The organism is Candidatus Eisenbacteria bacterium, from assembly GCA_005893305.1.
Classification (GTDB): Bacteria; Eisenbacteria; RBG-16-71-46; order SZUA-252; family SZUA-252; genus WS-9.
Genome location: VBOZ01000001.1, coordinates 63,177 through 84,152 on the forward strand (window position 1 = coordinate 63,177; position 20,976 = coordinate 84,152).

The 20,976-nt window shown below is 66.3% G+C and carries 21 protein-coding genes; 5 read left to right on the forward strand and 16 right to left on the reverse strand.

Annotated elements, in window-relative coordinates:
• Positions 1-4: 4 nt before the first annotated feature.
• Positions 5-856, reverse strand: a complete 852-nt coding sequence (locus tag E6K79_00250; protein ID TMQ67379.1) for a DUF72 domain-containing protein — start codon at positions 854-856, stop codon at positions 5-7.
• Here E6K79_00250 and E6K79_00255 point away from each other — a divergent pair.
• Together E6K79_00255 and E6K79_00260 are read left to right on the forward strand one after the other, a co-directional pair.
• Complete coding sequence (locus E6K79_00255; GenBank protein TMQ67380.1) at positions 855-2,183, forward strand: glycoside hydrolase family 1 protein; 1,329 nt, start codon at positions 855-857, stop codon at positions 2,181-2,183. The two genes, E6K79_00250 and E6K79_00255, sit on opposite strands and share 2 nt — an antisense overlap.
• Positions 2,184-2,370: 187 nt before the next feature.
• Entirely contained in the window at positions 2,371-2,790 is a 420-nt protein-coding gene (locus tag E6K79_00260; protein TMQ67381.1) for a hypothetical protein, read from the forward strand.
• Here the strand turns inward: E6K79_00260 and E6K79_00265 are convergent.
• The 12 genes from E6K79_00265 to E6K79_00320 form a co-directional block, all read right to left on the reverse strand.
• Positions 2,705-3,712 (reverse strand): phosphatase PAP2 family protein, encoded by a 1,008-nt coding sequence (locus E6K79_00265; protein TMQ67382.1) that lies wholly within the window; start codon positions 3,710-3,712, stop codon positions 2,705-2,707. The genes E6K79_00260 and E6K79_00265 overlap by 86 nt on opposite strands.
• Positions 3,709-5,928 carry an acetate--CoA ligase family protein gene (locus E6K79_00270; GenBank protein TMQ67383.1) on the reverse strand — a complete coding sequence of 740 codons (2,220 nt, stop codon included), beginning with the start codon at positions 5,926-5,928 and terminating at the stop codon, positions 3,709-3,711. Before E6K79_00270 ends, E6K79_00265 begins: the two co-directional genes overlap by 4 nt.
• Before the next feature lie 7 nt (positions 5,929-5,935).
• Positions 5,936-6,235: a 4a-hydroxytetrahydrobiopterin dehydratase gene (locus E6K79_00275; GenBank protein TMQ67384.1), complete on the reverse strand. Its 300-nt coding sequence runs from the start codon at positions 6,233-6,235 to the stop codon at positions 5,936-5,938.
• A gap of 9 nt (positions 6,236-6,244) precedes the next feature.
• Complete coding sequence (locus E6K79_00280; GenBank protein ID TMQ67385.1) at positions 6,245-6,532, reverse strand: DUF59 domain-containing protein; 288 nt, start codon at positions 6,530-6,532, stop codon at positions 6,245-6,247.
• A 40-nt stretch (positions 6,533-6,572) separates the two neighbouring features.
• Positions 6,573-6,869: a non-heme iron oxygenase ferredoxin subunit gene (locus tag E6K79_00285; protein ID TMQ67397.1), complete on the reverse strand. Its 297-nt coding sequence runs from the start codon at positions 6,867-6,869 to the stop codon at positions 6,573-6,575.
• 26 nt (positions 6,870-6,895) lie between these two features.
• Positions 6,896-7,300 carry an SUF system NifU family Fe-S cluster assembly protein gene (locus E6K79_00290; protein ID TMQ67386.1) on the reverse strand — a complete coding sequence of 135 codons (405 nt, stop codon included), beginning with the start codon at positions 7,298-7,300 and terminating at the stop codon, positions 6,896-6,898.
• A complete protein-coding gene (locus tag E6K79_00295) occupies positions 7,297-8,547 on the reverse strand; it encodes a cysteine desulfurase (GenBank protein ID TMQ67398.1) in 1,251 nt (416 codons plus the stop codon). The genes E6K79_00290 and E6K79_00295 overlap by 4 nt, the downstream gene beginning before the upstream one ends.
• Positions 8,547-9,926, reverse strand: coding sequence for a Fe-S cluster assembly protein SufD (gene sufD, locus E6K79_00300; protein ID TMQ67387.1), 1,380 nt, complete (start codon positions 9,924-9,926; stop codon positions 8,547-8,549). The genes E6K79_00295 and sufD overlap by 1 nt, the downstream gene beginning before the upstream one ends.
• 22 nt (positions 9,927-9,948) lie before the next feature.
• Positions 9,949-11,358, reverse strand: a complete 1,410-nt coding sequence (sufB, locus tag E6K79_00305) for a Fe-S cluster assembly protein SufB (protein ID TMQ67388.1) — start codon at positions 11,356-11,358, stop codon at positions 9,949-9,951.
• Positions 11,359-11,386: 28 nt separating this feature from the next.
• Entirely contained in the window at positions 11,387-12,157 is a 771-nt protein-coding gene (sufC, locus tag E6K79_00310; protein TMQ67389.1) for a Fe-S cluster assembly ATPase SufC, read from the reverse strand.
• Positions 12,158-12,223: 66 nt separating this feature from the next.
• Entirely contained in the window at positions 12,224-12,592 is a 369-nt protein-coding gene (locus tag E6K79_00315) for an iron-sulfur cluster assembly accessory protein (protein ID TMQ67399.1), read from the reverse strand.
• Between the two features lie 5 nt (positions 12,593-12,597).
• Positions 12,598-13,242 carry a MerR family transcriptional regulator gene (locus E6K79_00320; protein ID TMQ67390.1) on the reverse strand — a complete coding sequence of 215 codons (645 nt, stop codon included), beginning with the start codon at positions 13,240-13,242 and terminating at the stop codon, positions 12,598-12,600.
• A gap of 147 nt (positions 13,243-13,389) precedes the next feature.
• Here E6K79_00320 and E6K79_00325 point away from each other — a divergent pair, with 147 nt between their 5' ends.
• Positions 13,390-13,767: a hypothetical protein gene (locus E6K79_00325; GenBank protein ID TMQ67391.1), complete on the forward strand. Its 378-nt coding sequence runs from the start codon at positions 13,390-13,392 to the stop codon at positions 13,765-13,767.
• A 9-nt stretch (positions 13,768-13,776) separates the two neighbouring features.
• Here E6K79_00325 and E6K79_00330 read toward each other — a convergent pair whose 3' ends face one another.
• From E6K79_00330 to E6K79_00340, 3 genes are read right to left on the reverse strand one after another with little or no spacing between them, the layout of a single operon-like run.
• Positions 13,777-15,423: a hypothetical protein gene (locus E6K79_00330; GenBank protein ID TMQ67392.1), complete on the reverse strand. Its 1,647-nt coding sequence runs from the start codon at positions 15,421-15,423 to the stop codon at positions 13,777-13,779.
• Complete coding sequence (locus E6K79_00335) at positions 15,420-16,460, reverse strand: hypothetical protein (GenBank protein TMQ67393.1); 1,041 nt, start codon at positions 16,458-16,460, stop codon at positions 15,420-15,422. The genes E6K79_00330 and E6K79_00335 overlap by 4 nt, the downstream gene beginning before the upstream one ends.
• A 43-nt stretch (positions 16,461-16,503) precedes the next feature.
• Positions 16,504-17,079, reverse strand: a complete 576-nt coding sequence (locus tag E6K79_00340) for an LOG family protein (protein ID TMQ67394.1) — start codon at positions 17,077-17,079, stop codon at positions 16,504-16,506.
• Positions 17,080-17,128: 49 nt separating this feature from the next.
• Here E6K79_00340 and E6K79_00345 point away from each other — a divergent pair, with 49 nt between their 5' ends.
• Both E6K79_00345 and E6K79_00350 read left to right on the forward strand, forming a co-directional pair.
• On the forward strand, positions 17,129-18,907 hold the full coding sequence (locus tag E6K79_00345) for an NAD+ synthase (protein ID TMQ67395.1): 1,779 nt from the start codon (positions 17,129-17,131) through the stop codon (positions 18,905-18,907).
• Positions 18,908-18,944: 37 nt separating this feature from the next.
• The coding region (locus tag E6K79_00350; GenBank protein ID TMQ67396.1) for a phosphoenolpyruvate carboxykinase (ATP) at positions 18,945-20,976 on the forward strand (2,032 nt) is incomplete at its 3' end.

Here is a 20,976-nt window from a genome sequence, read left to right on the forward strand (position 1 = left end):
CCTATCAGGATTGGAGCTTCCGGCGCCAGACCTCGCGCAAAAGCTCGATGGAGCCGGGTGCGTGGCCGGCGTAGTGATTGTTGAAGTAGCCGTAGACGTCGACGTTCCGCTCGAGGATGGAGGCGAGGGCCGGAACCCAACGCTCCATTTCGGGCGTGCGGTCGACGATCACCCTGTCCCAGCGGTCGGTTTTCATCTCGATCCCCTTCCGATCCCCCAGCCAGCGCGCGTAGACGAAATCGGCCGTCACGACGTCGTGCTTTCGAACCAGCGCGTCTACCATCGGCATCCACGGAAGATCGATCAGCGCGAAGGCCACGCGGTGCCGGCGAAGGGCGGACAGGAGGGCATCTCCGACCCACGCCTTGTTTCTCACCTCGAGCGCGAAGGCGCGTTCCGAAGGAAGCGTCTCCAAAAACGGCTCCAGCCTGGTTAGGAACGCGGATGCCGAGGCGAACACGTCGGGGCGGAAATACGGGAACTGGATTAGGAGCGGTCCCAGCTTGTCCCCCAGCTCCTCCATCGAGCCCAGAAACTCCTTCAAGTCGTCCCCGGTGTCGACCAGGACCTTCTCGTGGGTGATCAGTTGGGGCACCTTCGCCGCGACCTTGAATCCGGCCGGCACCTTCGCCGCCCAACTTCGAGCTTGCGCGGCGGTGGGAATGCGGTAAAAGGTGGCGTCGATCTCGACCGTGTCGAACCGGCGCGCGTAGAGGCTCAGGAAATTCGCGGACTTCGCGCCGGCGGGGTAAAACGTACCGACCCAGCTTTCGTCGCTGAAGCTCGACGTGCCGATGTGAAGCCGGGGATGAATCGGATCCCAGGCGGTCCCTGCAGTCTCTTCAAAGGAGAACATGGCCGCAGACGTTACCCCCGCGACTTCGAGCGGACAAGAGCCGGGCCCCGCGGCGCGCCGTCCGAATCGGTTTCTTTGGGGCGCCGCCACGTCGGCGCACCAGACCGAAGGCGGGAACGACCGGAACGATTGGTGGGCCTGGGAAGCGATTCCCCGAAAGATCGCGGACGGAACCCGCTCGGGAGCGGCCTGTCTGAGCTGGGAGCGATGGGAGGAGGATCTCGACCTCGTCCGCGGGCTCGGCTTGAACGCCTATCGCTTCTCGATCGAATGGAGCCGCGTCGAGCCCGAGGTGGGGCGGTACGATGAGGCCGCGCTCGGACACTACCGCGCCGTGCTCGAAGGATGCAGGGTTCGCGGGATCACGCCGCTGGTCACGCTCCACCACTTCACCAACCCGGCCTGGTTCGCCGCGCTCGGCGGCTGGGAAGACGCGAAGAACCTTCCCCATTTCGTGCGCTACGCGCGCCTCATGGGCGAGCGGTACGGAGATCTCGTCGACCGCTGGATCACGGTGAACGAGCCCGAAGTGCTCGGGTTCTACGCCTATGACTCCGGCAGTTTTCCGCCCGGCGTCAAGGACCGTTCGCGCGCGCTCGTCGTCATCGCGAACCTGCTCGAGGCGCACGGCCTCGCCGCCCATGCGCTCAAGGAAACCGACCGGGTCGACGCCGACGGCGATGGCGTGGCCGCACTCACGGGCGCCGCGAAGCACTGGGCCCTGCTGGAGCCGCGCTCCCGGTGGTCGCCGCTCGACCGGTTCGTCGCCTCGGCGCAGCACCGGGTCTTCAACGTCGCGGTCGCCCGCGCGCTCGCGGGAGGCCCGATCGAGTTTTCCATCCCGGGCGCGCGGGCGGTGCGCCGCCAGGTGGGGGCGCTCCAGGGCTCATCCGATTTTCTGGGCGTGAACTACTACACGCAGTGGATGGTCTCGCTCCTGGGAAAGGAGCCCCGCTCGGTACGGCGCGGCGCGCCCATGAACGATCTCGGCTGGGAGATCTATCCCGAGGGGCTGGAGCGCGCGCTCCACGAATGCGCCGCGTTCGGGCTCCCGATGCTCGTGACCGAGAACGGCATCGCCGACGCCGTGGACCGATGGCGGCCGGACTTCATCCGCGCTTCGCTGGAGGCGCTCAACCGCGCCCGGGCCGCCGGGCTCGATATCCGCGGATATTTCCACTGGTCGCTCATGGATAACTTCGAGTGGGCGGACGGCCATCTCGGCCGATTCGGCCTCTACGAGACGGACTTCGAGCACCCGGAAGGGCCCCGCGTGAAGCGCCCGAGTGCGGCGGTCTACGCGCAGGAGGTCGCCGCCCGCGGATGACGCAACGACATTGCAATGCGCCCACTCCGCACGGGCCAGCCGACCACGACTGACCTATAACTGATTGATTTGCAATAGATTAGCCGCTCAAAATCCGCTCTCCCGCTGGCACTCCCGTTGCAGTTCTTGGGCTTACGAAGACACGGCCCCGGCGCATTCGGGGGCCTTCGTTCGGGAGGGAGCCGGAATGAGAAGGGTAGCTTTGGGGATCGCGCTGCTCGCAGCGGCCGCCGTCTGCGCGGCCGCGCCGCAATCAGGAGGCTCGAAGCGGGCGGGCATGACGATACGGGTCGGGGAACCTTATCCCGGCGCCGCTCTGGATTTTCAAGAAGAGCCAGCCGTGTCGCTGGTGCCCGACACGAAGGTGTATTACGTCCGCGATCGGGAGTGCGACCTCTACCGCTACGGGCTCTACTGGTATTTTTTGGAGGACAGCCTCTGGTTCCGCGCGCGGAACTGGCAAGGGCCGTTCTTGCACCTGCAATCGTCCTCCGTTCCCCGCTCGGTAAAAACCGTGCCGCTCAACTACCGGCGCCACTGGCCCGGTCCGCAGCCTCCCGCGCTGGTTCAGGGCGACTATAAGAAGAGGCCGCCGAAGGAGAAGTAGACGGCCCCAGAGCACGCGCCGAGCGCTCGGACAATCGAGCCCACGCTTCCTCGATCAACGGTCCCACCCAGAACGCCACGAATGTCAGCACGAAGCCCGCCAGGATGTCGACCACCCAGTGATGACGTAGGTAAACGGTCCCGACGATCAACCCGACTCCGAAGGGGAGCTGAAGCCAGAAATTCCAACGGAGATGCTTCCACGCGAGGAGCAGCGCCAGGAGCGCGACCGCGCAGTGGAGCGACGGGAACGCGCCGCGCGCGGTGAGAGGGATCGCGGCGGTCGCCGCGCGGGTGGAGTCGAGAAAGGCCGATCCGCCGCGGAGCGCCACGGTGAACGCCTCCGGGATCGCGAGCCGCGGGGCCGACGCGGGCCACGCGACGTACCCGATGTAGCCCAAGTAGAGACAGAGGACCAGGCTCACCATCGTGTAGCGAAACGCCTTCCAGTCTTTCCGAATATAGAGAAGGAGGCCCAGAAGCGGACCGCAAATGTAGAAGCTCCAGTAGCAGAACGTGAAGTAATCGGTCAGGAACGGGTGAATGAACCGCTCGGCCCAGATGGCCGGCTCGACGCCGAAGAGCTTGAGGTCCCAGCGATAGAGGTCGGCGGTGATGTCCTTCGCCCCGTAAAAACGGATCAGATCGTCGAGGTTCACGTAGACGTTCGCGCAGAAGACGAACGGCATCGCGTCGCGAAGGAGCCCCCACTGGGGGCGAAACCGCACGAGCCAGAGGAAGAACGCCGTCGCCGCGACGAGGGCGACGAGGCGCGCCAGGGATCCGGGGTAGCCCGCCGCGGGACCGTCCGCGATTGTCGGGACGGTGCTCATGCGCGCGAGCGTGTAGGCCATCGGCACGAAGAAGACGAGGGTGATCGCCTCCTCGACCCGGAGTCGGAGGAAAAACGAGCGGAGGCTCAACGCCGGCGGGGCGAGGACGGGGCGGGCGACTCAGCTTCGGCCGCGCCCGCGGCCGCGCCGGCGAGCTCGGCTTCGGGCTCCGGAGCCGAGTCGACCCGCCCGATCTTGATCCGAACGTCGAGGGCGATGCAGGAGGCGGTGCCGGGGAACACGAGGACCGGATTCAGATCCATCTCGAGAATCCGAGGATGGTCGGTCGCCATGTGCGAGACCCGGTGGAGGAGATCGATGAGCGACGCCGTGTTCGAGGGCGGAGATCCGCGGTAGCCCTCGAGGAGCGGGTAGCTCCGGATACTGCGAATCATCTCGTCCGCATCGCGGTCGGTGAGGGGCGCCACCCGAACCGACACGTCCCGGAGCAGCTCGACCGCGACGCCGCCGAGCCCGAAGAGGAGCACCGGTCCGAAGAGGGGATCCCGGGTCATGCCCACGATCGTCTCGATTCCTCCGGTCACCATCCGCTCGAGCGTCACGCCCTCGAAGCGGGCGCTCGGCTTCGTTCTGGCGAGCGACGTCCGGATCTCGTCGAAGGCGCGCGCAGCTTCCTCCTCGGTCCGAAGCCCCAGCTTGACGCCGCCGACGTCCGTCTTGTGGATGACGTCGGCGGACCGGATCTTCATCACGACCGGGAACCCAAGGCTCTTCGCGACGACCGCCGCCTCGCCCCGATTGGTGGCGGTGCGCGCCGCGGGCGTGCGGATTCCGTACGCGGCGAGGATCTTCGCGATGGAGTCGGAATCAAGCCACTGCGTGGACGTCTTGGAGTCTCCTGCGAGCGCCGCCTCGATGGCAGCTCGAGCGCGGTCGGGATCGATTCCCGCGAGCTCGGGCACTTTCCCGACCGGTGCGCTCCGCCACGCTCCGTACTTCACGACGCGGGCGAGCGTGCGCGCCGCCGCCTCCGGGAAGGCGTAGGAAGGGATGTGCCCCTCGTTGAGCGATTGGAGGCTCTCGGGAAGACCGTGCGACCCCATGAAGCAGGAGAGGATCGGCTTCTTCGATCCCGCCGCGCCCGTGAGGATCGCGCGCGCCACTTCGGGCGCGCCGGTCGCGAGCGGCGGGACGAAGATGACGATCACGGCGTCGACGTTCTGATCGGCGATCAGGAGACGGAGAGCCTGCTCGTACGACGGCGCGGTGGCCGAAGCGATCATGTCGACCGGATTCTTGACGCTCGCCTCGGGCGCGAGAAATCCCCGCAGCGCCTTCATCGTCTTGGGCTGTAGCGACGGGAGCGTCAGACCCGCCGATTCGCAGGCATCGGCCGCCATGATTCCCGGTCCCCCAGCGTTCGTGAGAATCGCCACCCGGTCTCCGGAAGGGACGGGCTGATAGGCGAGGAGGAGCGCCGTGTCGAAGAGCTCCTCGATCGTATCGGTCCGGATGACGCCGCTCTGATGGAAGAGGGCGTCCACCGCGACGTCCGAGCCGGCCAGCGCGCCGGTGTGCGACGACGCGGCCCGCGCGCCGCTCTTCGAGCGGCCGCCCTTCACCGCCACGATCGGCTTTTTCCGCGCGACGCGGCGGGCGATCTGCGTGAACTTCCCCGGGTTGCCGAACGATTCGAGGTAGAGAAGAATGAGATCGATCCCCTTGTCTCGCTCCCAAAACTCGATCAGGTCGTTCCCCGACACGTCGGCCTTGTTCCCCACGCTTACGAACTGGGAGATGCCGAGGGCGAGCCTTCGCGCGTAATCGAGAATCGCGAGGCCCAGCGCCCCGCTCTGCGAGGAGAACGCGACCCGGCCGGGAAGCGCGTCCACCGGCGCGAAGGTCGCGTTCAGGGAGACGTTGGGATCGGTGTTGAGGAGCCCAAGGCAGTTCGGCCCGACGAGGCGCATGCCGTGACGGCGCGCCGCTTCCAAAAGCTCCCGCTCCCGCTCGGCTCCCTCGGGACCGATCTCCCTGAAGCCCGCCGAGATGACGATGAGGGCCTGGACGCCCTTCCGGCCGCATGCCTCGACGGCCTCGAGCACGTGCGCCGCGGGGATCACGATGACCGCGAGATCGACGTCGCCGGGGATCGACTCGACGTCGGGGTAGGCGGGGACCGACTGGACGTGGCCCGTGTTCGGATTGACCGGGTAGACCGGTCCCTGGAAGCCCGCCTCGAGCAGGTTGTGGAGGATCGCACCGCCGAGGGATTCGCGGCTCCGCGATGCGCCGATCACCGCTACCGAGCGCGGCCGAAGGAGCGGATCGAGCGAGTCGGGCACGATTCAGCTACGCCAGGACGCCGGCTTTCTTGCGGATCGCTTCGACCTGCTTCGCGAGCGCGGCATCCTTCTGCGTGATCCCTCCCTGGTCATGCGTCACGAGCGAAAGCGTGATGTTGGAATAGCGTACGTCGATATCGGGATGATGGTTCGCCAGCTCCGCCAGGTGGGCCACCGCGTTGACGAACACGATCGCTTCGGGAAAGGAGGCGTGGCTGAAGGTCTTGGTCAATTTGCCGTCCTGGTTCACCCAACCGGGCAACTCTTGGAGGGCCGCTTTGATTTCGGCTTCGGTCAGCTTGGCCATGATTTCCTCCTACCAGCGTCCGAGCAGGCCCGGATCCGGCATCATTTCCGGGGTCCACTGCTCGGCCAAAATCTCCACATCGGTCGGCTTCCCCGTGACGCGGGTCACGACTTCCTTCACCTGCGCCATGATCTGCGGCGCGTACGGGCAGAAAGGGGTCGTGAGTAGCATCCGCACCATGAAGGGCTCGACGCTCTGGTCGATTTCGCGGACCAGTCCCAACTCTATGATGCTGAGGTGGATTTCGGGATCGACCACCTCTTCCAGCGCGGTTCGGATTTCGGCTTCGGTCGCCATGATGGTTCCTCGTGGTTGCTCGGGGCGCGCGGCCCCGGCCTCAGTCCGCGATGCCGACGAGAAGATCTTCCCCGTCGACGCGCACGGGATAGGTCTGGACGGGCGTGATCGCCGGGAACGTGAGCGCGGCTCCGCTCTTGATGCTGAATCGCGCGCCGTGTCTCGGGCAGATCACCTGATCCCCCTCCACCTCTCCCTCGGCGAGGGGTCCGCCGTCGTGGGTGCAGATGTCATCGATCGCGTAGAACCCGTCGTCCAGACGATAGATCGCGATCCGCCGCTCCTCCACGTCGAAGACCTCGGCCCGATCCGGAGGCACGTCGCTGACCTTCCCCACGCGGACGAATCGCGCCGTTTGCTCGCTCAATCCGTCCCCCCATCCTCGCCGGGCCAGCCCCGGATGCCATAGACTCCCACTTTCAGCGTCTTGAGCGCAAGCAGCGCGCACTTGAGCCGGACCGGCCCCAGCTCGATGCCCAGCATCTCGAGCACCTCGTCTTTCCCGATCCGCTTCACTTCCTCGAGCGACTTGCCGCGGATCTCCTCGGTGAGCATCGAGGCCGCGGCGCGGCTGATCGAGCAACCCTTCCCGCTGAACCGGACGTCCGCGACCTTCCCGTCCTCGATCTTCAGATCCATCCGGATCACGTCGCCGCAGAGCGGGTTCGAATCCTCGGCGCTGATGTCCGGATGCTCGAGGGTGCCGAAATTCCGGGGGCTCTGGTAGTGGTCGAGAATGTTCTGGCGAAAGAGGTCGTCGAAGCTCATCGGTGGAAGACTTGCTTGGCCTTTCGCACGCCTTCTCCGAGGCGCTCGACGTCCGAGATCAGGTTGTAGACGTAGAAGCTCGCGCGGGTCGTCGCGGCCAGGCCGAGCTTGGTGTGGAGCGGCATCGCGCAGTGGTGCCCCGCTCGGACCGCGACCCCTTCGTGGTCCAGGACCGCCGCGACGTCATGGGCGTGGATGTCGTCGACCGTGAAGGGGACGATGCCGCCGCGCTCCGCGGCGGGGGGGCCGTAGATGGTGACGCCGGGGATCGAACCCAGGACCCGCATGGTCTCCTCGACCAGCTCCCGTCCGTGCGCGTGCACGGCCTCCATGCCGATCTCGCTCAGGTAGTCGATCGCGGCCCCGAAGGCGATCGTGTCGGCGATGTTCATGGTGCCGGCCTCGAACTTGAACGGCACGTCGTTCCAGGTCGAGCCCTCGAGACGCACCTCGCGGATCATCTCGCCGCCGCCGAAGAACGGAGGCATCGCCTCGAGAAGCTCCCGCTTCCCGTAGAGCGCGCCGATCCCGGTCGGGGCGAGCATCTTGTGTCCCGAGAGCGCGAGGAAGTCGCAGTCGAGCGCCCGCACGTCGACCGGCATGTGCGGAACGCTCTGGGCGCCGTCGACCATGACCACCGCGCCGGCGGCGTGCGCTCGGCGCGCGATCTCCGCGACGGGGTTGATGGTCCCCAACACGTTCGAGACGTGCGCGAGGGAGACGATCTTGACCGGACCCTGAAGGAGCCGGTCGAGACCGCTCAGATCGAGCCGCCCGTTCCCGTCCACCGGAATGTACCGGATCGTCGCGCCGCGCTCGGTGGCCAGGAGCTGCCAGGGGACGAGATTCGAATGGTGCTCCATCTCGGTGAGCACGATCACGTCGCCTCGGCCGACGTTCTTCCGGCCCCAGGCGTGCGAGACGAGGTTGACGGACTCGGTGGTCCCGCGCGTAAAGACGATTTCCTTGGACGAGCGCGCGTTCAGGAAGCGCGCGACCTTCTCCCGCGCGTCCTCGTACGCCTGCGTCGCTTCCTCGGCGATCAGGTAGACGCCTCGGTGGATGTTGGCGTTGTAGGTCCGATAGTAGCGGTCCAGCGCCTCAAGCACCGCCAGCGGCTTCTGCGTCGTGGCCGTCGAATCGAGGTAGATCAACGGCTTCCCGTGGACCTTCCGCTCGAAGATCGGAAATTCCCTCCGGAGCGCGGCGAAGTCGACGTGCCGCTCGGAGGCGAGAGTCTTCGTGATCACACCGCCGCTTTCCGCTCGACGGCCTCGGTCACGAGGGTCCGGAGCGACTCGGCCGGGATCCGCTCGAGCACCGGCTCGAAGAAGCCGGCGATGATCAGGCGCTCGGCGTCGCGCCTGTCCAAGCCGCGGGCCATGAGATAGAAGATCTGGTCCTCGTCGACCTGCCCCACCGTCGCGCCGTGCGTGCAGCGCACGTCGTTCGCCTCGATCTCGAGGCTGGGGATCGAGTCGGCGCGTGCCTTGTCGGAGAGGATCAAGTTCCGGTTCGCCTGGTAGGCGTCCGAGCGCTGCGCGTCCTTGTGGACCTTGATCAGCCCTTGATAGACCATGCGCGCCCGGCCGCGGAGCGCTCCCTTGAAGAGGAGGTCGCTCAACGAGTGGCCGGCGAGGTGATTCTGGAACGTGTGGAAGTCGAAGTGCTGGGTCTCGTTCCCGAAATAGCAGCCCGAGAACTTGGCCTCACTTCCCTCGCCGTCCAAGTGCATCTCCATGTCGAGCTTCGTGAGCTTTCCGCCCAGTCCGGCGAAGGTCCAGTGGAATCGCGCGTCGCGCGCCACGCGGACGCGCTCCACGCCGAAGTGATAGACGTTCGAGCCCCAGCGTTGGAGCGTGGCCAGGTGAAGCGTCGCCTCCTGGCCGACCGTGATCTCGCTCACGCCGACGTTCACCCCGATTCCGGGCTCGCCGGGCGAATAGTACTCCTCGATCACGCTCGCCGAGCTGCCCTTCTCGAGGGCCACGACGACGCGCGGGAACGTGCCGACGTCGGGGCTCTGGCGCGAAATCAGAATGCGAATCGGCCGGGGCACGGTGACGCCCGCGGGGACGTGCACGAGGGCGCCGCCCCCGAGGAGCGCCGCGTTCAACCCTGTGAACCGGCTCTCATCGAACCGGACCGTCCCGCCGAGCAAGCGCTCCACCAGCGCGGGGTCTTTCTTGGCGGCTTCCACGATCGGGAGCACCGTCACGCCAAGCGTTCCGAGCTCGGCGTCCGCCTCGGTCCACACAACGCTCGAGTCGACCTGGACGATGAGCGCGGACCGCTCGGAGGCCGGGCCGATCTCCTCGCGGAGCGCGGCCGGGAGGTCTTGTAAGGAGCGCGCCGGCGTGTGCGGCTCGCGCGCGGCGACCACCGCGTCCCACTTGAGCGCGCTGATGTCGGTCCGCCGCCAGAGCTCTTCGATGCGGCCCGGGAACGGCGTCTTCTCGCAGAACGCCCATGCCTCGGCGCGGCGCCGGGCCAGAAAATCGGGCTCCGATCCCCGCTTCGAGAGGGCGGCGATGGCGTCCTTCGTCAGCGCCCCGATCCGCGTCGGGTCCTGGACTTCGGGCGCCGCTATATCCGTTGGATTCACGTTCGATCTCCGTTCGGTTATGGGAACGGGGCGTGGGGCGGCCTTAGCCGACCGAGCCCTCCATCTGCAATTGGATGAGGCGGTTCATCTCCACCGCGTACTCCATCGGAAGCTCCTTCGTGATCGGCTCGATGAATCCGCTCACGATCATCGCGGCCGCCTCCGCCTCCGGAATGCCGCGGCTCATGAGATAGAAGAGCTGCTCGTCGCCGATCTTGGAGACCGTCGCCTCATGGCCGATCGTGACCTGGTCCTCCTCGATCTCCATGTACGGGTAGGTGTCCGACCGCGAAAACTCGTCCAGGAGCAGCGCGTCGCAGCGCACCGTCGACTTGGACCCCTTCGCGCCCTTCGCGATCTTGATGAGGCCTCGATACCCGGCGCGCCCGCCGTCCTTGCTGATCGATTTCGAGACGATGCTCGAGGTCGTGTTCGGCGCGCCATGGACCGCCTTGCCGCCCGCGTCCTGGTGCTGACCCTTGCCCGCGAACGCGATCGAGAGGATCTCGGCGTGGGCGCCCGGCTCCATGAGATAGACGCTCGGGTACTTCATCGTGAGCTTGGAGCCGAGGTTCGCGTCGACCCACTCCATGGTGGCGTCCTGGTAGGCGGCCGCCCGCTTCGTCACGAGGTTGTAGACGTTGTTCGACCAGTTCTGGATGGTCGTGTACCGGCAGCGCGCACCCTTTTTCACGACGATCTCGACCACGGCCGAGTGAAGCGAGTCGGACGCGTAGATGGGCGCCGTGCAGCCCTCGACGTAGTGCACCCACGCGCCCTCATCGACGATGATGAGGGTCCGCTCGAACTGACCCATGTTCTGGGCGTTGATGCGGAAGTAGGCCTGGAGCGGCATCTCGACCTTCACGCCCTTCGGCACGTAGATGAACGACCCTCCGCTCCACACCGCGCTGTTCAGGGCCGCGAATTTGTTGTCGGTCGGCGGAATGAGCGTCCCGAAGTATTCCCTGAAGAGCTCCGGGTGCTCGCGCAACGCCGAATCGGTGTCGAGGAAGAGCACGCCCTGCTTCGTGAGGCTCTCCTTGATCTTGTGGTAGACGACCTCGGAGTCGTACTGGGCTCCGACGCCGGAGAGGAACTTCTGCTCCGCCTCGGGAATCCCCAGCTTGTCGAACGTCCGCTTGATGTCGCTCGGCACGTCCTCCCAGGTCTTCCCCTGCTCCTCGGTGGGCTTCAGGTAATAGAAGATGTTCTGGAAGTCGATCTCCGCCACGTTGCCGCCCCACATCGGGAGCTTCTTCCGCTCGAACTCCTTGTACGCCTTGAGGCGGAAGTCGCGCATCCAGGCCGGCTCGCCCTTCATCTCCGAGATCTGAGCGACGACGTCGGCGTCGAGCCCCCTGCGGGACTTGAAGACCGGCTTGATGTCGTCGTGGAAGCCGAACTTCTCCTTATACCCTTCGCGAATATCCAGTGTCTGCGGTTGCGTCATGACTGTTGCTCCTTCGTCGCGCGCGTTGTCACGCGGCCTGAATGTCCCGGACCCAGTCGTAACCCTGAGCCTCGAGCTCGTGCGCCAACTCGGGGCCTCCCGACTTGACGATGCGGCCGTCGACCAACACGTGGACGAATTGCGGCTTGATGTAGTTCAAGATCCGCTGGTAGTGCGTGATCAAGAGCACCCCGAGGTCGGGGCCGGAGAGCGCGTTCACGCCCTCCGAGACGATGCGGAGCGCGTCGATGTCGAGCCCGGAGTCGGTCTCGTCCAGGATCGCGATCTCGGGCTTCAAGACCGCCATCTGCAAGATCTCGGCGCGCTTCTTCTCGCCGCCCGAGAATCCGTCGTTGATGTAGCGCCCGGCGAAGGAGTCGTCCATCTTGAGGATCGCCATCTTCTCCTTCATGAGCGCGCGGAATTCCTTCGGAGGGAGTGGCTTCTCCTCGCCCATCTCCTTCCGGCGCGCGGTCAAGGCCATGCGCAGGAAGTTGGCGACGCTCACGCCCGGGATCGCGGTCGGATACTGGAACGCGAGGAAGAGGCCCTTCCGGCCCCGCTCGTCGGCGGCCAGCTCCAGAAGATCCTGACCGTTCAGGAGAATCTTCCCTTCGGTCACGTCGTACTTGGGGTTGCCCATGAGCGCGTTCGCGAGCGTGCTCTTGCCCGAACCGTTCGGACCCATGAGGGCGTGGATCTCCCCCTTCTTCACCGTGAGGTTGAGGCCCTTGAGGATGGGCTTCCCCTCGATGGCTACGTGCAGGTTCTTGATTTCCAGCGTCGCGTTGGCGCTCATTGTCTCCTTCCCGTGGTCAAGGCAGCGGCATGCGCCGCTTCCGGTAGCGGGCCCGAGGGCCCGTCGTTATAAGCTGAAGCTCTCCCCGCAGCCGCACGACTTCTTGACGCGGGGATTCTTGAACTGGATCCCGCTCCCCAAAAGCCCACGCTCGTAGTCGACCGTCGTTCCGTCGAGAAGCTCCAAGGAGCGAGGATCGACATAGACGGTCAAGCCGTCATAGGTGAGCACAAGGTCCCCCGGCTTCTGGGCGGTCGTGAATCCCATGAAATAGCTGTACCCGGAACAGCCGCCCGCCTTCACGCCGAGGCGAAGAGCCTGCCCCTCCTTCTCTTCCTTGGTCCGGCTCCGCTTCACCCAGTCGATCGCGGCTGGGGTGAGCGCGATCGTTTTCGGGGCCGCCTGCGGCGGCCGCGCGGTCTGCTGCGATTCCATCTCGCTCATCCGTTCTCCGATTCACCGAGTAGCGGGATCGACCCCAGGGGAGGCGGTCCCGTGTGGAAGCCGGCAACCAGGGCCGGCTCTTCCTTCATTCCGTGATCGACCGGGCAGTGCGGGCAGTCATCCTGCGTCGTCCGCGGCGGCCGGCATTGGTGGCACGTGGTCAGGTACTCGAGCGATCCCTCCAGTTCCCTCGCGAGGGCCTGGTAGCGCGCGATCGCCTGGCGCGCCTCGGCGAGCCTCTTCTGGAAAATGTCCCGAATCGAGGCCATCGCGTCGGGGCCGTATTTGGTGCCGTGCCAAGCGTGAAGCAAGGACTGGATCTGATGGAGCGAAAACCCGCTGCTCTGGAGGAGCTCGATCCAACGGATGCGCGTGATCGCGGTGGCGTCGTAGAGCCGAAAGCCGCCGTGAGAACGCGCGGTCGGGTGAAGCAGGCCTAGCTCCTCATATAGGTGCAGCGCCCGGACCGATTTCCCGGTCTGCCGCGCCAGGTCGCCCACCTTGAGTAGTTTTGGATTCGTCGCTTCCATTACTCTCTTTGCCACTGGGTTGCGCCCCCCTGCTCCCTGTGTCCGGATCATACCCTTACGCACGCGTAAGGGTCTATCCTTTTGATCGGCATCGGAGGGATTGGGGATCATTGTTTATATAAGTAATTGTTATTTAAACAGTTATCTCGCGGATTGCGCGCTGGCCTTGCCGATATGAAAGATAGTCTTGGTTCTCGCGTTGGGGAGCGTGTATCTAAGCATGTCCAGGCCGGCGCCAAGTGCTTTCGGAGGTAAATCATGAAGAGCCCGCATCGATGGATCGTGGTTGGACTGCTCGTCGCCCTTGGTGCCCTCACCATCTACGGCTGCAAGGACAAGAAGAAGAACCCGGTAGCCCCCGGGGGCGGGGCCGATGTCACGATCACGATCACGGGACAGAACGGGGCAAGCTCTTATTCGCCAAGCCCCGCGAACGTCACGGTCGGCCAAACGGTCGCGTGGAGGAACAGCGGCGGCATGACGCATACGGCGACTCAGACCGGAGGCGGATTCAACACCGGGAATATCGCCAACGGCGCGACGAGCACCCCGATCACGATTAACACGGCGGGCGATCTCAACTACGAGTGCAACATCCACCCGTCCATGACCGGCATCCTCCACGTCACGCCGTAAGGGCGAGGGCTAGCGGCGCCGCTTTGGCGCCTTTCGCGGCGATCCTCGGCGGGATGATCCGGGGGCCGACGGTTTAGGTGCCGGCTTCGATTTCCTGGGGGCGGCCGCCGTACTCGGGGCGGCCTGCTTGATCGCGCCCCCTTCGACGCTCGACCACGTGACGAACGGCAGCAGGCGCCGCACTCCGCCGTGGGTGCCGATTGGGCTGGGACGCTGGAGCTGGCCGATGGGCGCGACACGCGGAACTCCGAGCGCGGTGAACGCGGCGGCGAGACGGACGCGCTCGGGACCGCGGGCCTCGAGGCCGATCGCCTCGACATAGCGGATCGAGGGCTGGAGCGCGCGCGCGACTTCCTCGGGGCCGTCCACCGCATGAATCCGGACGGTGCGATGCGCCGGCCCCGGCTCGAACCGGGCGCGATCCTCCAGGACGACCGTCCAGGTCGTGGTGCCCGGCGACTCCAGCACGCGGGTGACACCTCGACTCGGAACGCCCGCGCCGTAGAAAATCCCCGCGAGTCCCCGTGGCACGCCGGCGGCGACACCGGCCCCCAACGACCTCCCCTCTCCCGACGACATCCCCGCCACACCGGCCGCTCCCGCGGCCTCGAACCGCGCTTGTGCGCGGAAGAGCTGAACGCTCGCCGCCTCTTCCGGCGCGACGATTCCGCGGGGGAGCTCGTGCGCCCGCGCTTCGAGCGCCGTCCCGAGCACCTCCGCGAATTTCGCCGGCGTTACCTCCCCTCGACGCTCGACGTAGAACGCGTGGGGCGAGAGGCATCCCTGCTGGTCGTAGAGCGAGATGTCGAGCGCGGCGCGCGCCGCGAGGCCGCGGAGCGCCGCGTAGGTCAAGGCACGGCGCTCGATGTAGCCTACGCTCACCTTGGGACCGTGGAGAACGCGCACGGCGTCCGGCTGCGACTGGCGCGAGATGCTCGCGATGGCTTCGTCGCCGCCGAACGCAAGAACCGCGGGCGCGAGCGCGAGCGCGGTCCGATCGAGATGGCCCGAACCACCCTTCCACCACACGACCGCCAGGCAAGCGCCGAGGTTCTCATCCACCTCCGCGATCGTTCTCGCCAGGAGCGGCCCAAGGAGCGGCTCCTGTGCCGAGGTCTTCGCGAGAAGGGACGCCTTCAAGAGGAGCGCGGAGTAGATCGGCCAGATCGGGAGCGTCGGCACGTTGCCGGCGTAGATCTGGAGCATCCACTCGGGGCCGTGGGCATGCCGGAGCGCTCCACCGGGCCCGGGCGCCGGCCGGTCGAGGGCGTCGACCGATCCCAGCTCGGAGGTGAGCCACTTCGTGAGGCCACCGCGCGTGACCGGCTGAAATGCGTCGTCGAGGGCGCGCTCCAGCATCGGCGAGGTGAAGCGACCGGCGCGGGCGAGCGAACCGACGGCCTCGCGGCGCGCCGCGTCACCCGGATCCAAGAAACGACGCGAAACCCGATCGAGGGAGCGGATGATTCCCGCGATCGGCCGCCGGGCCAGATTCTGCTCGCGAGCGTCCCGGAGGACCTGGATCCATCGCAGCAGATCGTCGGGGCCCACGACCGGGAGGTGAAGCTCCAGGGAGTCGTGGGCGGGGCCGAAACGTTGGACGGCCGTCTCGAGCCCCTCCTCGAGTCCGAGCGGAAGATAGAAAGCCGCGGTCATCGGGCCCTCTCGTGCTCGAGGAAGCGCTCGAACGCCAGGGAGCACCCGCGCGCCTCCGCGCCGAGGAGCCGGCCCTCGAGGAAAAGACGGTCGCCCACGCGCGAGCCGATGTCTTCCGTCTGGATCGCGAGCGGTATCTCGAGATTGGCGAGATCGTAGTGAACGAGGATGCCGCGCTCGCCGTCAGGCTGCTCCTCCAGCGTCTCCGGATGAAGGACGCGCGTGCGCACCCAGGCCGGGATTTGCTTCCCGGGCTTGGCCTGGCGCCCCTCGTGGTGAGCGAGCAGGTTGTCATCGTAGAACTGGCTGCACAACTCCGCCATGCCGTACTCGTTCACGAGGTGGGTGGCCGGGATTCCCAAATGCCGGTGGAATGCCGTGGTGACATCGTCGCGGGTGAATTCCGCGCGCTGTCCCTTGGCGCCGCCTGTATCCATCGCGCGCGAGCCCGGGGAAAGCGCGAAGAATTGTCCCTTCGCTGCGAGCCTCTCGAAATAGGCCATAAAGAGGAGCGTGGTGCCGAGAAGGAGGATCGGAGCGCCATCCTTTATCGCCTGCTCGAGGGCCGCGTCGGCGAGGTCCCATTGCGGCTCTCCGCCGCGAACGATCCACGTTTCGCCCGTGGTCAGCTGCTCCACGATCCGGTCGACCATGAACCAAAGCGAAGATCGCGGCGCCTCGGTGCGCGTCGGCCCGAAGATGACCGCGGGGAGTCTCGCGCCATCCAGGAGCATGTGCGTCGCGAAGCTGCCGAGGAGCGATCTCTCGTACTCCGCCGTTGATGAGAGCCTCACGCGGCCAGGCCGTGAGACCGTCGTCCCGCTCGTCTCGAATGTGACCACTTCACTCCCGAGCGGAGCCGAGGACAGATCGTGCGACTTGAACGCCGATGTCGGCACCGGCGGGATGTCACGCCAGTTCGCGATCGCCGATGGGTCCACACCCAGATGCTGCAGATAGGCGGAGTAGGCCGGGATGGCCGCCGACTGCATCCGGTAGGTGCCGCGCGCTTCCCGGTCGAAGTCGTATTCCGTCATTGCGCTCCCCGCGTCCGCTGAATTTCACGCGGCGCCAACATTCCTACTTGGCCGCACCGATCGCCATCGCCGCGGCCTCATCCGCGGTCCGGGCGTGGCCCACGAGGGCGCGAATCGGCTGCGGAAATTCGAATCGCCGCGCGAGGACCGCCATCAACTCTTCCCACGGATCGCCGAGCAGGACGATCGACTGAGGCCCCTCGTCTCGATCGAACAGAAGCAGGGTCCACACCCAGAATAGCTCGTTCAGCGTCCCGACGCCGCCGGGGAGCACCACGGCGCCCCGCGTGCCGCGAAGCAGACATTCGATCCGCGCGTGAAGATTCGGGGCCTCGTGAACCTCGTCGAGATGGCTGTTGGGCGCCCGGGCCTCCGCGAACCACCCGAGCGTGCACCCGACCACGCGGCCGCCGGCACTCTTCGCGCCCGACGCCACGGCTTCCATGACGCCCCCGTAGCCGCCGCACCGCACCTCGGCACCGCGCCGCGCGAGGGCGGCGCCCAGCTCCCCGGCCAGCCTACGGTGGGGCGAATCGCGCGGGGCCTGGCTGCTGCCAAAGACAACCACGGAATCTCGTGTCATCGCGTCAATTATACCGCCCCCGGCGGCTCTCGCCATGGGGTCCCTTCGGTGGCGGTCCGGTCAACTACCGTGGTAGCATCGCGGTATGAGTCCCACGAAGGCGCCGCGCGTGGGCGGGCGCTCCTCCCGGGTCGTCCGCATCGCGCTGGCCCAGATCAATCCGACCGTAGGCGACCTGCCGGGAAATGCCAAGCGCGTGATCGAGTTCATCGAACGCGCGAGAGAGATGGGCACGGACATCGTCGCGTTCCCCGAGCTGGTGCTCACCGGCTACCCGCCGGAGGACCTTCTCCTCCGCCCCGACTTCATCGACCAGAACCAGGCGGCGCTCGACGAGGTGACGCGCGCGACCCAAGGAATCACCGCGATCGTCGGCTTCGCGCAGCGCGCGGAGGACGTGTACAACGCGGCCGCCATCGCGCACGACGGCGAGGTCGCGGGCGTGTGCCACAAGATCCACCTTCCGAACTATTCCGTCTTCGACGAGGTGCGCTACTTCCGGCCGGGGCGGGATCCCTTCGTCTTCAAGCGCGGACCGCTGACGTTCGGCGTGAACATCTGCGAGGACATTTGGCTCCCCTCGAATCCGACGCTGCTGGCCGTCTCGGGGGAGGCGCAGCTGGTCATCAACCTCTCCTCGTCTCCGTTCCACATGGGGAAAAGCGTGAGCCGGGATCGCATGCTGGCGACGCGCGCGATGGACGGCGTCTCCGTCGTCGCGTTCGTCAACACCGTGGGCGGGCAGGACGAGCTGGTGTTCGACGGAAACAGCAGGGTATTCGGACCGCGCGGGGACTGCCTCGCCCGCGCCAAGGCGTTCGAGGAAGATCTGGTCGTCCTCGACATCGATCTCGACGAGGTGTTCAGCGCCCGGCTGAAAGACCCGCGAAGCCGCGAGATGTCGCAGCGCGAGGACGCCGCCGATCCGCTCCCGATCGTCACGCTGCGTCCGGTCCCGGCCCCCACACGTCCCTCGATCAAGCCGCTCCCGATCGAGACCCCGTCCGGCGCGCGGGAGATCTATGAAGCCTTGATCCTCGGCACGCGCGATTACGTCCGGAAGAACGACTTCACGCACGTCCTCCTCGGGTTGAGCGGCGGGATCGATTCGGCCCTGACCGCCTCGATCGCGGTCGACGCCCTGGGTGCCTCGTGCGTCACGGGGGTCTTCATGCCCTCGCCGTTCACGGAGCGGGCGAGCGCGGAGGATGCGGAGGCGCTCGCGAAGAACCTCGGCATCCAGCTTCTCACGCTTCCCATCGCTGAGGAGATGGGGGCGTACAAGAAGACGCTCTCCCCCGTCTTCTCCGGGATGCCGAGCGACGCCACCGAGGAGAACATCCAGTCTCGGATCCGCGGCAATTTCCTGATGGCGCTCTCGAACAAGTTCGGCTGGCTGGTGCTCACCACGGGGAACAAGAGCGAGTACTCGGTCGGCTACACGACCCTCTACGGCGACATGGCGGGCGGGTTCGCAGTCCTGAAGGACGCGCCCAAGACCTTGGTGTACGAGATCGCCCGATATCGGAACGCCGCGGCGGGCCCTGCCGACTGGATCCCGAAGCGCACCCTCGAGCGAGAGCCGACGGCAGAACTCCGTCCGGGCCAAAAGGATACGGACACCCTCCCTCCTTACGACGTGCTCGACCCGATCCTCAAGGCGTACGTCGAGGAGGACTGGGAGGTGGAGCGGATCGTCGCGATGGGATACGATCGCGCCCTTGTTCAGAGGGTCGTCCGCATGGTCGACCGGGCGGAGTACAAGCGTCGTCAATCGCCCCCGGGCATCCGGATCACCCCCCGAGCCCTCGGCAAGGATCGCCGACTGCCGATTACGAACCGCCATCAGTCATGGCGCGATTGACGTGAACAAGGTTCCGAAAAACCCGAGGGAGGACGAAGTGAAGAAGCTGGCCGAGGCGGCGGGCGCCGGCACGATGGTCGCTCCCGCTGCGACGACGTCTGCTGTCGCGCCCCAACCCACCACGAAGGGATCAAGAGGAGCCGAAGTGACCAAGCACCCCTATCCGACCATCCAGCTGGAGCCGTTCCTCACGCCGCGCGATCGCAAGGGCTCGAAGCGCGTGATCCGGGATCGGTCCGGGGGAATCGCGTTCGTCCGCGAGGACGCGCTCTCCCTGGATCGGATTCGCGAGGCCGGCATTCCTCTCTACAACGTGGGACGTCGGTTTCGCGTTCTCGGTCCGGACGGGATCACCGAGCAGGAGCGCTGGATCGCGCCGTTCGACGTCATCCACCGCTCCCGCGAGAACCCCAAAGACTTCGACGGTCTCGTCCTTCCGCTCGGCGAGCTCATCCACGACCACGGCCTTTATCTGAAGTTGGCGCCCGGCATCGCCGAGCTCGGGATCAACGACCGGAGCGACATCCTGCTCCGGCGCGACACCAAGCAGAAGGACCCGACGGTCGGCCCGGTCCTCAACTCGTTCAATACCGTCATCACCGGCCGGGCGAAGCGCCTCGTGACGCGCACGATCTACGACGAGCACCGCGTCGACGTGAAGGAGGCGCTGGCCTGGCTCAAGGCGTTCGAGGCGGTCAGCAAGGCGAAGACCTTGATCTCACGCTTCTGCTGCGCGGGCGTTCAATACACGCAGAAGGGCAACGTCCCCTATCTCAAGAAGACGTCGCAGGTGAACTTCTTCCCACCCGACGACCCCGAGATGCGGGTGATCGCGAAGGCGATCGACGAGCGCTTCAAGGAGCGCGGCGGGAAGCGCGCTCCGCACGTGACGATTCTCTCGTTGATGGGCGTTCCGAAAACCGAGGCGGAGTATCGCGGGTTCCTGCTCCGGCTCAAGAAGGCCCGGGCCTCCGCGCAGAAGCTGGGACTCCCGGCCACGCTCAAAGCGTCGCGCCTGTGGGATCCCGATTCGAAGGCCGTCGTCACTTCCAACTTCGTCTATTTCGCGCCGCTCAAGGAGCTGGGCGATGAAGTCACGATCCTCACGGTCAACACGGACTATCACGGCGAGGTGAAGAGCCGCGGCGTCCTGTCGCCGCTCATGGCGATTCTCTCCCAGATCGACATCATCTCGGCGCACGCGGGAGCCGCGGTGCTGAACCGGCAGGGCACCGCGACGACCTTCACCGGCCCGACCGGCACCGGGAAGACGACTGCCGGCGCCTTCTGGGCCGAGAAGAACGAGCGCTATCGCCGCGAGGAGCTGAAGCGGCGTTACCGGCTCGACCTGGAGCGCGAAGGCCAGAGCGGCGGCGACCTGGAGGAAGAGCTGGATCGGATTTTCCCGAACGTCGGGATCCTCTGCCAGGAAGACTGGATCGAGATCCTCCATGACGAGCGAAGGGGATGGGTGTTCTGGTCGACGGAGCGCTGCCTCTACGCGCGAACGGGTGGCTTCCCGGGCCTCAAGTTCGTCCTCGCCGAGAACACGCCGATCTTGGAAAACGTGACGGCCGATTTCGGCGGAGCGCGCTCCATCGACTCGCTGGGGCGGATCACGCACGACTATTTCCCGGAACGGATCTTCTACGACCCGACGTGGGGACACCTGCTCTACGACCGGACCTCGCGGCCCATCGCGGCGAACGTCTTCCTCGAGCGGAATCCCAACCTCGATTTCTGCGTCAAGCGCGTCGGCGCCGACGAGGCGATGAAGTGGCTCTTGATCGGCCGGACCCCGGGCGGGAAATACGAGCCGCTCTACAACGCGTACCCCGATTTCAGCGGGCTCTTGATGACCTACGGGATCGTGGGCGAAAAGCTGGTCGAGGCGGTCAAGGCGGCGGAGGGCGGCGATCTGACGAAGCTGGGAAGAGGGGACGTGACGCTGGGTCGGGCCATCTACGACAAGCTGAAGGTCCAGCTCGATCTCTGGCGTAAGAACTGCGCGCAGGTTCCGACCTACATCGTGAACGGGGCGGCGGGACTCGAGCTGACCCAGGACATGA